The following is a 14,584-nucleotide window of genomic DNA, read 5'->3' as shown; positions in this document are numbered from 1 at the left end:
GGCGCATCTTCCGCAAAGCCCGCTGCAGTCCCAACCGGATGACCGCCATAGCCGCAGCCATCCTCACCCTGGAACGGCAGCGCTGAAAATGCTCACTGATGGGGTCGGCGGGCAGCACACCGTACAGGCTGAGGTGGCGCCTGCAGATGCCCTGGTCTTGGCCAGTGGAGGGGCAGGCAGCCTGTACTACCTGACGCAGGGTGCTGCGCGGCCTGTGCACGGCTACCGGTTCCCTCTCTCTGACCCCAACGACGCCTTGCCGAAGCCCCCGCAGGCATGGCCGCATGGAGCGGGTGGTGTGCAGATGCCGCTGTCGGTGCTGACCGGGTTCTCGGCTGGAGATGGAAAGACCCAGGGCGGCGTAGCGGTGGCGAGGCTCCGCCGCACTGCGTGGATCTCCGGCCTCCGAGCGGACAGCACTGTCGAGGTGAGCATCACCCTCGATAGCGGACGGACCAGCGCGGCAAGCCTGGAAGTGGATCTGGAGGAGATCGGTGCTGACGGTCTCCTCCAGGCACGGCGAGTACGCCTTGGCGACCTGGCTCTTCCCTCACACACGGCGGAACGGTTGACGGTGGTACTGCCGACCCTCGGCTCGGGGCTACAGCGCCGGCTGCGGCTATACGATCACGGCGGGAGACTGCTGGACTACGTCGACGCATCGCATTTCCTGGAGCGCATCGTGGTCCAGATAGTGACACCGGAAGGCGCTGCGGCCACGACGACGATCGGCGCGGTCACGAAGCCCAGGGACGCGGTCACACGACTCTCGGCCTTGGACGTGGCAGAGGATGAGTACACCAGGTTGCTGGAAGAGGGCTTGGCCCACAGAATCGCCGACGACCCGGACACTGCACGAACCGTTCTGAAAGGCATGCTCGCGCAGGCACGTGGCGAACTCTGGGTGCTGGACCCCTACTTCGGGCATACGACAGATGACTGGGACGTTCTGCAGCAGGTTGCAGTGCCGGTCAGGGTCCTTACCGCTCACCGGCGCAATCACGGAGTTGCCACTGCGGCCTCAGCACCAGCCGCGGATCTGTACGCGCGGCTGCCCGCTCTGCATGTCCGTTCATGGGACATGAGCATCGACAGAACACCTTGGCACGACCGGTTCTACATCTGGGAGGGCGGCGGGCTGAGCGTGGGAACATCACCCAACGGTCTGGGACGCCGGCAGGCCAGGATCGGTCACATCTCCCCCACCGAGGCTGCAGCCTGGGGACTTCGCTTCACACATTGGTGGGACCACTCAGCCGCCGTCGTGGTCCTTTGACCTTCGGCGAAGACTCATCCAGCCCCTGCCCCTCCCCTGTCTCCAGACAGCCCGCAGGAAGGACGGCAGACACATAGAAGCCGCTTTGCCCGTATCGAGCACGCTCGAAGCTCCTTCCGGAAGACGCCACCCGCATGCCCCGCACCGCCTCCACACGAAGTCGACCTGACATCATCCTACTTGACATGCTCACGCCAATTCCACGCCTCGCACACCTCCACGAACAAAAGACTTACCGGCGAAGTTGCAATACCTCGCATCTGATCTAACGCATGCCTGATCAGCAGCATGATCAAGTTTGGCCTAGGTAGATATCCGCAGTTCAGAGGCACCTTGCTTTCCTCCCAGAAGACATGCAGCACAGCAGCTCAAGGAGCTTGAGATGTTGCAACTAGAGAGGTAACTGACAGCCGCGGTACGGAGGCCGGAGCCGTGGCAGACGAGCCCCATGAGGTCTTCCTCGCCGTCGTGCTCGTCGAGGTCGTCGGTGTCGAAGACCTCCTCGATCAGCAGCACCCGTCCGCCGGGGGTGAGGTTCTCGGCCGCCCGGCGCAGCGCGTGGGCGGCGTCGGCGTCGGGCAGGGTCTTGAAGGCGCGGCTGACGAGCACGGCGTCGGCCGCCAGGCCGGGTTCGAAGACGGACTGCTCGACGACGCCGACCCGTGCGCGCTGCCGCTCGTCGGGAATCGTGTCGGGCAGGTCGCGGCGCAGCCAGTCGGCCTGGGCGGGCAGCGCGCAGATCGTCACGCGCAGGCCCTCGTGGGCGGCGACGTACTCGCGGGCGTGCGCGCCCGCGCCACCGGAGTGGATCACCAGGTGCCGGACTCCGGCCAGCAGATCGGATGTGGCGATCGATCCGGCCAGTGCGGGCTGGAACTTCGCCAGGCGCTCCAGGTGACGGTCCTCGTAGTCCTGCTCGGCCCGCACCTCGGCGAAGGTCCGGCCGGTGACCGAGGCGTAGGCGGACCGGCCGGTGCGGACCGACTCCGTGAGTCCGTACAGCCCGAGCGACTCACGACCGACGACCCCCGCCGAGTGCAGCCTGTCGGCGATGAAATCGAGCGTGAGGACGTCGCCGACCGGCGTCAGGGCGTAGCGACCCGGCTCGGTCGGGGTCACCACGTCCAGGGTGTGCAGGTAGCGCAGCAGTTTGCCCAGTGCGCGCTCGTCGGCCCCCGCCTTGGCGGCCAGCTCGGCCACGCCGGTCACGCCGCGCGAGATCAGGTCGGGAACGCCCAGCTCGACGGCGGTACGGATCGCGAGCGGCGCGACGAGCTCGGTCAGGTCGTGGAGCCTCTGGAACGGGGTGACCGTCCTCTCCGGATCGGGCACCGCCCCGTCGCCCTCCAGGGCGACGACCGCGGAACGGCGCCAGTATCCGGTGAAGTCGACGTCCTCCTTGGGCACACCGCGGTCCTCGACCAGATGGCGGCGGATGTCCCGGACGGCCGTGTGCTCACCGGCCAGCCACACGAACGCCTGGCCCGGCCACCACTCCGTACCGCGGACCGCCTCGGTGAGCGGCGCTCCGGCCCCGTCCGTCGCATCGGAGCGGACCAGCCACGTCACGTCCACCCCGGGCAGCTCGCGCAGTTCCTGGCGGTGGGCGTCCTCGGCGATCTCGACGAACACCCGCGCCCGGGCGTCGGCGGGAAGCTCGTCCAGCAGGCGTCCGATCGCGGGGAGCGCGGTGTCGTCGCCCGCCACGAGCCACCAGTCGGCGCCGGACGGGAACGCCTTCGACGTACGCGGTCCGCTGAGGTGGATCCGGTCGCCCGGCGCGGCGCGGCAGGCCCAGGTCGTTCCGGCGCCCACGCCGTGCCTGACGAAGTCCACGTCCAGCTCGCCGGCCTCCGGGTCCCACCGCCGGACCGTGTAGGCCCTCGACAGGGGCCGGGGATCCTTGGGCGCGATCAGCTTCGCCTCGCCCTGGACCGGGAGCACCGGTTCGCTCTGCCCCGGGTAGGGGAAGTAGAGCGCGAGGTCGTCGTCGAAGCCCTGGGACTCGAAGGCCGGCCGCGTGAGGCCCTCCGCCGTGGTGAACGCGCGCAGCTGTGCGCCGCTCAGCGTGACCCGCCGCATCCCCGGGCTGAGGTCGACGATCCGGGCCACCTCGACCTCACGCAGGGTCGGCGGGATCACGGTGAGCCGGCGCGAGGTCTTGGGCATGCGGGAACCGGGCTTTCTCGTCGCTTCGGGAGGGGGAGTCGCGCGCCGGCTTCGGAAGGGCGCACTCCGGTAAGGTTAGGGCAACCTTACCTAAAAAAGTGTGCGCAGACTGCCGCACAGTTAGGACATAGGCTGGTGGCGTGACTTCGCCCCCCTCGTCCGCCGCCGTCTCCCGTCGCCCTCCGCCGATTCCCGGCGCGCGGTGGAGTCCGGCGGACGCGCACGTCCGGCCGCTGCTGCTGTGGGTACGCACCGGCACGGCGCACGTGCGCCCCGACGACGGGCCGGCGCTCCGCCTCGGGGCCGGCGAAGGCGTCTGGATCCCGGCGGACGGCCGGGCGGGGCGGACGATCACCACCGAACCGGGCACGGTCGCCTTCCCGCTGTGCCCTCATGTCGGCTTCGGCGCCCGGGGGTTGCCGGAAGTGACACGGTTCGACGTTCCCCGTGGCTGGCAGGACTGGCTGATCCAGCTCTTCAACCTCCAGGTCACCCCGTTCAGCGGCCGCGGGTACTCCCCCGAGGCGATCACGGAGCTCCTCCGGCGCCCCGGCTCGCGCCCGCCGGCGCCCCCCGCGCTCGGGGACCCGGGTCCGGAGGGCTTCGCCCCGCCCCCGATGCCGCGAGCCCGCGGCGCCAGAGCCGTCGCCGAGGAGCTGACGCGCGACCCCGGACTCGACCTCACCGTCGAGCGCTGGGCGGCGCGGGTGCTCTCCAGCGCGCGCACCCTTCGCCGTGACTTCCTCGCCGACACCGGGCTCACCTTCGAGCAGTGGCGCCTGCACTGCCGGCTCGGCGTCGCCGTGGAATTCCTCGCCGCCGGTTACGACGTCGACCAGGTGGCCGCCCTGGTCGGCTTCGCCAGCCGCAACGGCCTCACCCGGGCCTTCAAGGGGCGGTTCGGGCTGACCCCCCACGAGTTCGGACGGAAGCTCCACGCCCGGCCCGGCGCCGGTGGGCTGACCCGACGGGCGGCGGCGGCGCGGCAGGCCGACGACCTGATCCGGATGATGCGCGAGACGGACACGCCCGTCCCGCCCGAGATGCTGCCCCCGGCCAGCACGCCGTCGCACACCAACGACATCCACGTCCTCAGCTGGATGTACCGGGGCAGCGGATACCTGGACATCGGCGACCGGCGCTACGAGCGGGAGCGAGGGGTTGCCACCTGGATCCCGGCGGAGACCGAGCATGTCACCGGCCTGCGCGAGAACTCCGTCTCCCTGCCGCTGGGCAACGCGAGCACCGCCGACCTCCACCTGACCGCGCCGCTCCAGGTGCGGTTCTCGCCCGCGTGGGACGACTACCTGATGTTCCGCTCGATCAGCGCCCGCTCAGCTCTGCGCCCCGACGACCACGACCCCCGCCAGATCCTCGGCCTGTTCGCGGAACAGGTCGCCGCACAGCGGGCGCTGTCGGTGCCGATGCCCACCGATCCACGCGCGCGTGCCGTCGCGATGGAGTGCCTGCGCCGCATCGGCGAGCCCGGCGCGGCACGGGACGCCGAGGCCGACGCGACCCCGGACGCCGACATCCACCGCGCCTTCCGCGACGAGACGGGCATGACCCTCGGCCGCTGGCGCTACGCCGCCCGCATGCGCGTCGCCCGCGACCTGCTCGCCGGCGGCGCCCCGCCCAGCACCGTCGCGCGCCGCACCGGCTACGCCCACCTCCCCACGTTCAGCGCCGCCTTCTCCCGCTTCCACGGCCTCTCCCCCCGCGAATACCAGGAACGCGAGGCGGCCGAGAGCGGCTGAGAGAGACCACGAAGGCCGTCCAACCCGCTCTGTCGCAGGTCGGACGGCCTTTCGCCGGACGTGTCAGACGTTGAAGCGGGATGTCTGCGGACTGTCTGCGAACTGGCCCACTGAGTCTCGAAGGCGTCGACGTGCCTGCGCAACTCCGCCGTGACGCCTTCGTCGCCGCCCTCGACTGGGCAGCGGCCATGATTCCTGTTCGACGTTTCGCCGCAGCGAGGCTACTCCCGAACCAGACGAGGTGCTGGGCGGGAACGAAGGCGTCCTGGAAGCACCCGGCGATGACAGCGGCTTCGCCGGCGGTCAGGTCAGTCGCACCACGGACCCGAGCAACGGATCAGTCCAGCCTTTTCGGCCTGCCGTGCGCTGACCCGCCCATTGCAGTGCTCTGCGGCCAGCCGCAGCTGGATCCTGTAAGAGCTAGACGGTATGAACGAAGGCGCGGTACTCCTTGGCCACCAGCTCCACCTCGCGGGAATGCCTGTTGAGGTACTGCCCGATCGAGACGATCTCGCCATCAGCCGCAATGCTTGCGTACGCCTGTGCGTACCCGCGGGGGTCCGTGTCCGAGGAGTAGACGCGAGCACCCTGATCTTGATGTACCCAGATGCGGTGCTCGTCGGCCATGGTCGCCTCGGCCCAAACGGGTCCGACCTTCTCCAGGAGCACATAGTGCAGCCCCAGGAGATCCAAGAGCTCTCGATCACGTTCCCACACCGTCCCCGCGTACATGTTGCCCACAAGGAACAGCGGGTCTCGGTACACGAGCCGCACGGCATCGGGGAAAGACATGCCTCGGCCGTTCCAGCACAGGGCGCCACGTACCGAGCGCCGCAGCCCTTGGCAGGGTACGGCTTCGCCCACCACCATGGGCAGGAGGTTCTCCATGCGGTCCGGCCACCCATGGACGATTGCTTGCAGGAGGTCGCAGGGGTTGTAGACGTGCAGTCCGACGTCTCCCTCACCAACCTTCGGGCCCACTTCGTCGAGCCAGCCGTCCACGAGTGACTCCCACTCATGGTTGCCGGCCAGGCTCGGCCGAGTCTCCTGCCTGAACGCCTGCCAGCGGCTGGCTACCTGCGGGCTGGCGGTGCCCGCGTAGAGGATCTGGCTGTCTCCTCGTTCGTCCCCGGCAAGGAAGCGGAACAGGTCCTGCTGTTCAAAGGCGGCTGTGTCGTCGTAGGCCCCAGTGCCTCGGAAGCCCTGGATGGCCCAGCTGGGGTTCTCGGCGAGATTCTTCAAGAGCCCTGGCCGGGCAGATTCCATGTTCATTCCACGCAGCCTGCTGCGGGCAAGACGGTTGCAGATCCCGGAAAGTGCCAGGTACTCAGCCTGGTGCTCGGCGGCGAATGGCTCGGGCCCGTCGTAACCACCCAGGAGATCCGCCGAGGCTAGTTCCTCGTTCACCCGGCCTACCGCCAGGTACAGGCCGAAAGGCGCAGGGATGTAGTGCTTCTCCGCTACCCGGTCCAGATCCGCCGCCAGCAGGTCGAGTGCCCCCAGCTCGTCCGCGACCTTGCTGATGATCCTCCAGCCCTGCTCACGCTGTTCCTCCGTGGTGAAGAAGAACAGGTTGTGGATGGGGGTGACGCGGGGCTCGAATGCCCGAGGCAGAAGGTCCACCCGCTCGGCCCCGATGGGGGTACCGCTGCTGTCCAGGAACAGTCGGTACCCGCGAAGATCATGACTCCAGTCGCGCGCGGCGTGACTGACCGCGATCAGGAGTTCTTCCCAGTCATCCGGCATGGCAACGATCACTGCACGGATGCGGTCCGGCGCAAGATTCTTCTCCCGGCAGAGAAGCTCGGTGTACTTGTTGACCTCGTGCAGGGCTTGCCGTGCGCTCGACCGGGACCGCTTCAGCTCGATGACCACCCACATGTGATTGCGGTCACGGGCCAGGATGTCGATGCTCCCCCTGGTGCCGTGTGCGTTGGGCAGCGGGTACTCCTCGAACTGAACCGGCCGGAGCCCTGGCTCGATCAACTGCAGGTTCTGTACGAGCGCGTCGCGCAGAACGTTTTCAAGAGGCGGTCGCATGGCCGAAGGCTAAACCGGAGAACTGACAACAACACTACGGTGGAGCACAGTTGGCGAGTCCTCTGCACTTCATCCGCCATCCTGGCGAGCACAACCGCATCTCGGGCTACCCATGCTCCTCATCGAGCTCCGGGATCCCGCCAGGATCCCCTACACCCGATAGCCGGTTGCGGCGCTGGCGGCACGTACTACCTGTGTGGTGAGGCTGGGGCCGAGGAGAGACCCGTCCTGTACGCCGACTCGGAGGGCCAGGCCACATTGATCGGCGCCGACCTCGTCGAGGCAAGGCCTACGCAGCGCTCGGCGGCCATGAATGGGCAGTGGAACGCACTGCGAAGGGAACGGCAACCCTCCTCATTCAGCCCGCCCCCGCACCTCGGTCTACAGTCCGAGCACCTGACCGAGGTCACGAGCTGGGTCGCGCAGTTACGCACAGCCCGCGCCGCCTAACGGCTGATGCCCTCGCTGCGACGAGGGGCTAGGGCATCGAGGTGGCTCTGGGTGTTTTCGACAGTGCGTTTTGGCCTCACTGGAATCCGCCCGGTTTCGCCTGGCCCCACCCCTCGATCGGGTGACGTTTCGCGGGTGTCCTGGGGCGGAGGCGACCAGGTGCGGGTGGTGGTCCGCGGCGGCCGGTAGCGCGTAGTCCCCGGAGCCCGCTCGGCGGCTTCCCCGACAGGAATGCGGACGGGCGGGCGCCTTGTTGCCCGGTCCGGTGGTGGTCCGCCTGGGTCGAGTTCGATCGCGCCATTGACTGTCTCAGCTGATCATCCCGAGAGGGGCCCAGACATTAAGCTCCGCTCAAACGGAATTCGGGGGGGGATAATGATGGAACGATGGCCTGAGAGGACCGCCGCTGCCCCGGAGGCGGCCGGGGACCGAGCTCCTGGCCGCCGATGCCAACGCCCTCCCGTACGGGATCGGCGGCGATCTCCGGGCGCTGGACCGGCTCGCCGACGACGTCCTGCGCGTCGAGGGCTACACGGTCGCGCTGCCGCACCTCGGGCCGACTCTCATGTCCTCCACCGACCGGTACACCACCCGCGACGTCCTCGACGCGGAGGACGCCGCCGCCACCCAGGCCCGCGCCCGGTACGCGGACGGCAGCGCCGTCCTGACGCCCGCCCAGGCCGCCGCCGCCCGCGCCGTCTTCGAGGTGGCCGCGGGCTTCGAGCTGTCCCAGGAGCAGACCCGGGTCGTCGACCGGCTGCTCACCGCCGGGCACGGTGTCGACGCGGTCGTCGGCGTCGCCGGCGCGGGCAAGAGCACGCTGATGGACGCCTGCCGGATCGCGTGGGACGCCACCGGCACCACCTACGCCGGCGCCTGCCTGTCCGCCGTCGGCGCCCAGGGCCTCCAGGACGCCTCCGCCATCCCCTCCCGCACGGTCGCCTCCTGGCTCCAGCGGATCGAGACCGGCCCCGGCCTCACCGGCATCGACGTCCTGGTCCTCGACGAGGCCGCCATGACCGACGACCGCTCGGCCGCCCGCCTGCTCACCGAAGCAGCCCGTACCGGCACCAAGCTGATCGCGATCGGCGACCCCAAGCAGCTCCAGGCCGTGGGCGCCGGCGGATGGTTCGCGGAGGTCCACCGGCTCGTCGACGGCGAGATCCTCACCGACAACCGCCGCCAGGAGGACGCCGCGGAGCGCGCCGCGCTGGAGGTGGGGCGGACAGGCGACCACCAGACCGCCCTCGACCTCCTCGCCGCCGGCGGCCGCGTCCACGCCGCCGAGACCGCCGACGAAGCCCGCTCCCAGATGCTGATGACCTGACAGAAGCTGCGCACCGACTGGCCCGACGAGCTCGACCTCCTGGAGCGCCTGGTCGTCCTCGCCGCCCGCAACATCGACGTCGACGCCCTGAACTTGGGCGCGCAGCAGATCCGCCGCGCGCTCGGCGAGCTGGGCACCGAGCACACCTACCCGCTGCCCGGCGGCGACGAGCTCACCCTCGCCGAGGGCGACCTCGTCCGCGTCCGCACCAACGACTACCGCAGCCGGCGCGGCACAGGGCCGGACGTCCTCAACGGCTACCGCGGCGTCATCACCGCCATCCGCTCGGACCGGAGCGTCGAGGCCACCTGGCGCACCGCACAGCGCCTCCCGGACGGAAGTCGCGCCACCGCCTCCGCCTGGATGACCCCCGACGACATCGCGAGCGGGACGCTCTGCCTCGGCTACGCCATGACCGTCGCCGCCAGCCAGGGCATGACCTGCGACACCTCGCTGCTGTACGGGCATGGCGCGAACGCGTTCTCGGCCTACCCGGGGCTCACCCGAGGGCGGAAGGCCAACCACATCTGGCTGCCGCTCGACGTCGTCGAGGACGAGCGGACCAAGGAGGAGTTGGGAGCGGCCCGGTCCGAGACGGAGCGCCTGCACTGTGCGGTCGACGCGTTCGCCCGCTACCTCGGGCAGTCCCGCCCGGACGCGATGGTCTCCGACGAGCTACGGCCGGCGCCCGAGCCCGTCGCCGCCCGGGTCCCGCACCAGGTCCAGCTCGACCAGGCCCGCCAGGACGCCCAGGCCGCCGTCGAGCAAGCCCGCCGGGTCGTCTCCGCGCGGGCGGCCCGGATGCGCTCCACGACGGCCTCCAGCGCCCTGCGCAAGGACGCGGAGGACGAGGCCGCCCGAGACACCCGCCCCGCACGCGAGCGGCCGGAGGAGGAGCGCTCCTGGAACGAGCGGCCCTACGGCACGCAGACCGACGAGCAGCTCGCCGCCACCATCCGGACCTGCCTCGCCGAGGCACACCGCCAGGACACCCTCGCGGCGAAGACCCGGGAGGACTACGAGGAGCTCCGCGACCGCCTCGCCCGGCAGGACGCCGAGGGCCTGACCCGGGGAGCGCGGTGGGCCGCCGAGGCCGGCGCCGTCCTCGACACCGCCCTCGGACACCTGAAGACCGCCATCGAGGAGGCGGGCCGCGCCCGCTGGGCCGCCGAGGCCGAGCGCCAGGCCCGCGCCGTCCTGCCCGACCTCGACCGCCAGATGGAGACCTCCTGGCTCACCCTCCGCCTCGCCGGCAGCAGCAGGAAGGAGGTGAACGAACTGCGCGAGCACTACCTCGCCCAGGCCCGCGGCAGCGCCGACGAGCAGACCCGCGCCCGCCGGGCGAGCGACGACGCCCGCCTCGCCGCCTGGAGCACCCTGAAGGACAGCCCGTACGCCCAGACCCTCGGCGCCACCGGCCCCGCCCCGCTCCTCGACGAGATGCCGAAGACCCTCGCCGCGATCCGGGAAACCGTCTCCCAGCACGCCCAGCGCATCGACACCCGCGACCAGACCACCCTCAGCCGCCTGTCCGGGACGATCCGCTCGACCGCAGCGGAGGCCGCCGACTGGCGCGGGCACGCCGCCCTCGCCGTCGCCGAGCAGCAGCGGCGCCGGCTCCTCGCCGAGACCCGGCCCGACGCCCACCGCGCGGAGACACTCGCCCGCCGGGTCGCCGCCGACGCCCAGCAGCGCCAGCAGGCCGCCGCACAGGCCCGGCACGAGGCACCCGCTCCCGTCCCGCCCGTGCAGCAGCGGGGTCCGAGGGCGAGCATGTGACCGCCGGCGGCCGCAGGGGGCCTTCGCCGGCCAATGCAGTTGCTTTGAGGTCTGAGAGGTGTTGCTCCGGGTGTGACGGGGTGGGGAGCGGGGCAGCGGGTGCGGATCGGGATCCTGACGAAGGTGTTCACCGCCGAACTGGTCGACGCGGCGATAGCCAAGCACGGCCGAGCTGAGCAGCGGCGCCGCCTCCTACCGGCGCGGCTGGTCGTCTACTTCGTCCTGGCCCTGTGCCTGTTCGCCAGGGAGTCGTACGAGGAGGTACTGCGCGTGCTGACCAACGGCATACCAGGCAGCCGGACCCTCGCGAGGGTGAACCGGTCGTCCTTATGTCGAGCGCGGTCGCGGCTCGGCGAGGAGGTGTTGGAGACCCTCTTCAGGGAGGTGGCCGGTCCGCTCGCCACTCCGGACTCGCCCGGGGCATGGTGGCGAGGGCTACGGCTGCTCGCTCTGGGCGGCACCCAGTTCGACCTTCCCGACTCGGTAAGCAACGGCGACACCTTCGACGGCCCTTCCACCACGGGCGGCCTCCCCTTCGGCTTCCCCCAGGTGAGGGCGGTGGTCCTTGCCGAGATCGGGACACACGGAGTACTCGATGCCCGCCTGGGCGGCTACCGCGACGGCGAACGGAGCCTCGCCTACCAGCTCGCCGTCTCCACCGGCCACGGGGACCTGGTCATCGCCGACCGCGGCTTCTGGTCGGTCGAGTTCGCCCACACCTTCACCCTGACCGGCGCGGACCTGCTGGTCAGGCTCCAGTCCAACCACCTCGGCACCCTCCAGGAGGAAGTTCCCGACGGTTCGTACTTGTCGATGGCGCGCCCGGTCAAGGAGGTCTGGCTCAGGGCCCGGCGGGAAGGCCGAGCCCTGCCCAAACAGACGACCTACCGCGTCATCACCTTCACGAAGGACGACAAGGTCGCCTTCCTCAGCACGACACTGCTGGACCCCGAGCAGCACCCGGCGGCCGAGCTGATCGCGCTCTACCGGGAACGCTGGGAGATCGAGCTCGCCTTCGACGAGATCAAGAACCACCTCGGCCCCGGCGGCCCGATCCGCTCCCGCACGCCGGAGGGTGTCCGGCAGGAACTGTGGGCCTACCTCGCCGTGCACCACGCGATCCGCCGGTTCACCCACGCCGCAGCCCTCGCCAGCCCTGCCGTCGACGCAGACCGGGTTTCCTACCTCAAGTGCGTCCGCATCATCCGCCGAAGCGTTTCGTCCCAGCTCGGAGCTACGACGGCCAGGCTCACCCGCTCCCTCGCCGAGGCTGGTCAAGAGGCACGCAGCCGCTTGCTCCCAGCCCGCAGGAACCGGAACTGCCCACGGGATCAAGAAGCCCAACCGGTGGACCGTGCTGCGGACCCGCGCCAAACGGGGAACGGTCGAGCCGGGCCGCTGGGTCCTCAACCAGACCAAGAAGGCCAAGACCAACCGGCGGGCGGGGAGACCCGTGCTCAAGCCGTCCCCGAACCCGTCACCGCCCTAGACACTCACCAGGCCGCCTGAACTGGCCGATCCTCAAAGCGCGGCCGGTGGGCAACTTGCCCGGCAGGCCTCGGCAGGCCATGGCCCCTTGCAGGGGGCCGGGTCGATGGGGCCAGCCCCCCGCGTGACGATGCGGTCGCACCAGTCGCACACCACCGTCGCGCGGGCGCCCGCGTGCTCAAGGACCCCGGCCGTCTCGTCTGCGACTTCGAGCCAGTTGGGTTCCGTGACCGTTACCGGCGCGCTGTCGAGTAGGACTCTGCTGTTCCAGAGACTGAGACCGGTGATCGTCCGGATCGCACGGACCACCTCCACCTTCCGGTCACCTGCCTCTGTCAGCAGCACACGGAACCCTGGCTCTTCCACACGCCCTCCCCGGCTACCCCAAGCTATCCAGGTAGTAAAGCAACTGCATTGGCCTTCGTCGGCCCCCCGGCCCCGCGCCGGTCACTGCCGACCGGCGCGGGACGGCATCGTCGTGGCCGACCCCGTACGCGCCGGACGACAGCGCCGTTCTGGCTGCCGTCCGGCGCCTCGTGCGACGGCACGTAGCAGGGGCCGGCGGATCCGGGAGCTCTGCCTGCCCGCAGGGTGCGGACGATCTCGCCGGTGTCAGACGCGGGCGGGCGGCTGCGGCTTGAAGGCGGCCTCGCACCAGAACCCCACTCCCGGACGGGTCGGCGCCCCGGGGCAGGGAGGTTCCGTGCGGTGACGCGGGGCGTTCGCCGCCCACGCCGCGTCCGGAGCCGGGCTCCGCGTCGCCGTACCGGAGCCCGCGCCGTGACCGGGACGACATGCGTGCGCTCCCCCGCCCCTTACGGCTCCCCGGCCGAGGAACAGGGCCCGGTGATCACCGGCGGCCGGGCAGCCGCCGTCTCGCCGGTCGGGGTGCGGGCGTCCCGGGCGTGCAGGCGCCCGCCGGGTCGGCTCACTCGATGTCGGTGTCGCCGAAGGCCTCCAGGACCTGGCGCAGGCCGTCGCCCGTCTGCGCGACGAGCTCGCGGTCCAGGTCGGCGAGGAGCCGGCCGTAGTTGGCGAGGTGATCGGCGAAGGCCGCGCGGGTGACGTCGTGGCCGTGGTCGGTGAGGCGGATCTTGACGGTGCGCCGGTCACCGTCGTCACGGATCCGTTCGACGAGGCCCTTGGCTTCCATCCGGTCGATGCGGTTGGTGATCGCGCCGGACGTCACCATGGCCGCCTTGAGGAGGGCACCCGCGGTGAGAGCGTAGGGCGGGCCCGAGCGCTGGAGCGTGGTGAGCACGTCGAACTCCCCGTACTCCACGCCGTGTGCGCCCGCCGCGGCCTTGGCGGACTTCTCGACGACCCGCGCAAGACGCTGGATCCGGGCGAACAGCTGCACCGGCCACAGGTCGTCCTCGACGTCGGGGCGCTCCTTGACCCACTGACGGATGATCATGTCCACGGCGTCACTCATCGCCGCACTCCTCTCCCCTGGCGGCCATCCGGCCGAGATCTTCCCGGCCGGCGCCCTCTGCACCGGCATCTTCTCAACGGGCACCTTCTCCAGGTGCATCTTCTCAACGTTAAGACACTTGACGTTGAGTGAATCGCGGTGCTTTTATCTCAACGTTGAGATTATCAAGGCTGAACGACAGGAGCACGCCGTGTACGAACTCGTTCTCGACCCCGCCGCCCAGGACCTCCTCTTCCGCGAGGCCCGCACCGCCAACACGTTCACCGACGAGCCGGTGACCGACGAGCAGGTCCAGGCGATCTACGACCTGGTGAAGTACGGCCCCACCGCCTTCAACCAGACCCCGCTGCGCATCACCCTGGTCCGCTCCCCCGAGGCCCGCGAGCGCCTCGTCAAGCACATGGCCGAGGGCAACCAGGCCAAGACCGCCGCCGCCCCCCTGGTCGCGATACTCTCCGCCGACAACGAGTTCCACGAGGAACTCCCGGCCCTGCTCCCGCACTTCCCGCAGGCCAAGGACCTCTTCTTCGCCGAGCGCCCCGTCCGCGAAGGCTCCGCGCTGCTCAACGCCGCCCTCCAGGCCGCCTACTTCATCGTCGGCGTCCGCGCCGCCGGCCTCGCCGCCGGCCCGATGACCGGCCTCGACTTCACCGGCCTCCACAAGGAGTTCCTGGACGCCGACCACACCCCGCTCATGGTGATCAACATCGGCAAGCCCGGCGACGACGCCTGGTTCCCCCGCTCCCCGCGCCTGGCCTACGACGACGTCATCACCACCGTCTGAGCCCCACCCGCACCCCTGCACGCAACCGCTCCCCCGCCCCGCTCCCACCCCCGCCTCCCGCCTCCCGCCTCCCGCCACG

10 protein-coding genes and 1 pseudogene are annotated in these 14,584 nt (G+C 70.4%); 7 read left to right on the top strand and 4 right to left on the bottom strand.

Annotated elements, in window-relative coordinates; genetic code table 11:
* Nucleotides 1–86 (top strand): annotated as a pseudogene (locus tag ACFYT9_RS35795) (IS5/IS1182 family transposase); the annotation flags it as partial.
* A gap of 212 nt (nucleotides 87–298) precedes the next feature.
* The gene (locus ACFYT9_RS35790) at nucleotides 299–1,276 is read left to right on the top strand and encodes a hypothetical protein (RefSeq protein WP_389170503.1); all 978 of its coding nucleotides are present in this window, start codon (nucleotides 299–301) and stop codon (nucleotides 1,274–1,276) included.
* A gap of 303 nt (nucleotides 1,277–1,579) precedes the next feature.
* Here the strand turns inward: ACFYT9_RS35790 and ACFYT9_RS35785 are convergent, their stop codons facing one another.
* The gene (locus ACFYT9_RS35785; RefSeq protein WP_389170500.1) at nucleotides 1,580–3,445 is read right to left on the bottom strand and encodes an SIP domain-containing protein; all 1,866 of its coding nucleotides are present in this window, start codon (nucleotides 3,443–3,445) and stop codon (nucleotides 1,580–1,582) included.
* Between the two features lie 140 nt (nucleotides 3,446–3,585).
* Here ACFYT9_RS35785 and ACFYT9_RS35780 point away from each other — a divergent pair, with 140 nt between their 5' ends.
* Nucleotides 3,586–5,202 (top strand): helix-turn-helix domain-containing protein, encoded by a 1,617-nt coding sequence (locus ACFYT9_RS35780; protein ID WP_389170497.1) that lies wholly within the window; start codon nucleotides 3,586–3,588, stop codon nucleotides 5,200–5,202.
* 420 nt (nucleotides 5,203–5,622) lie between these two features.
* On the opposite strand, the gene ACFYT9_RS35775 is transcribed toward ACFYT9_RS35780, so the two are convergent.
* Entirely contained in the window at nucleotides 5,623–7,242 is a 1,620-nt protein-coding gene (locus ACFYT9_RS35775; RefSeq protein WP_389170494.1) for an endonuclease NucS domain-containing protein, read from the bottom strand.
* 1,015 nt (nucleotides 7,243–8,257) lie between these two features.
* On the opposite strand from ACFYT9_RS35775, the gene ACFYT9_RS35770 reads away from it, so the two are divergent.
* The 3 genes from ACFYT9_RS35770 to ACFYT9_RS35760 all read left to right on the top strand — a co-directional run bounded on the left by ACFYT9_RS35770 (nucleotide 8,258) and on the right by ACFYT9_RS35760 (nucleotide 12,307).
* The gene (locus tag ACFYT9_RS35770; RefSeq protein ID WP_389170492.1) at nucleotides 8,258–9,019 is read left to right on the top strand and encodes an AAA family ATPase; all 762 of its coding nucleotides are present in this window, start codon (nucleotides 8,258–8,260) and stop codon (nucleotides 9,017–9,019) included.
* Between the two features lie 93 nt (nucleotides 9,020–9,112).
* The gene (locus ACFYT9_RS35765; protein ID WP_389170489.1) at nucleotides 9,113–10,798 is read left to right on the top strand and encodes a hypothetical protein; all 1,686 of its coding nucleotides are present in this window, start codon (nucleotides 9,113–9,115) and stop codon (nucleotides 10,796–10,798) included.
* A 72-nt stretch (nucleotides 10,799–10,870) separates the two neighbouring features.
* The gene (locus tag ACFYT9_RS35760; protein ID WP_389170486.1) at nucleotides 10,871–12,307 is read left to right on the top strand and encodes an IS4 family transposase; all 1,437 of its coding nucleotides are present in this window, start codon (nucleotides 10,871–10,873) and stop codon (nucleotides 12,305–12,307) included.
* Nucleotides 12,308–12,319: 12 nt separating this feature from the next.
* On the opposite strand, the gene ACFYT9_RS35755 is transcribed toward ACFYT9_RS35760, so the two are convergent.
* Entirely contained in the window at nucleotides 12,320–12,631 is a 312-nt protein-coding gene (locus ACFYT9_RS35755) for a ribosomal protein L7/L12 (protein WP_389170483.1), read from the bottom strand.
* Between the two features lie 583 nt (nucleotides 12,632–13,214).
* Entirely contained in the window at nucleotides 13,215–13,721 is a 507-nt protein-coding gene (locus ACFYT9_RS35750) for a MarR family winged helix-turn-helix transcriptional regulator (RefSeq protein ID WP_389170480.1), read from the bottom strand.
* Between the two features lie 190 nt (nucleotides 13,722–13,911).
* Between ACFYT9_RS35750 and ACFYT9_RS35745 the strand changes: the two genes are divergently transcribed.
* Nucleotides 13,912–14,505, top strand: coding sequence for a malonic semialdehyde reductase (locus ACFYT9_RS35745; protein WP_389170477.1), 594 nt, complete (start codon nucleotides 13,912–13,914; stop codon nucleotides 14,503–14,505).
* Nucleotides 14,506–14,584: the final 79 nt, after the last annotated feature.

Source organism: Streptomyces sp. NPDC004435 (assembly GCF_042873895.1).
Taxonomy (GTDB): domain Bacteria; phylum Actinomycetota; class Actinomycetes; order Streptomycetales; family Streptomycetaceae; genus Streptomyces.
Note: the sequence above shows the minus strand (reverse complement) of the source record. Positions and strands in the feature narration are given on the sequence as shown.

What these genes read in the sequence shown, in the direction of transcription:
- ACFYT9_RS35785 (WP_389170500.1), bottom strand. Translation starts at nt 3,445, where the DNA reads ATGCCCAAGACCTCGCGCCGGCTCACCGTGATCCCGCCGACCCTGCGT.
- ACFYT9_RS35775 (WP_389170494.1), bottom strand. Translation starts at nt 7,242, where the DNA reads ATGCGACCGCCTCTTGAAAACGTTCTGCGCGACGCGCTCGTACAGAAC.
- ACFYT9_RS35770 (WP_389170492.1), top strand. Translation starts at nt 8,258, where the DNA reads ATGTCCTCCACCGACCGGTACACCACCCGCGACGTCCTCGACGCGGAG.
- ACFYT9_RS35750 (WP_389170480.1), bottom strand. Translation starts at nt 13,721, where the DNA reads ATGAGTGACGCCGTGGACATGATCATCCGTCAGTGGGTCAAGGAGCGC.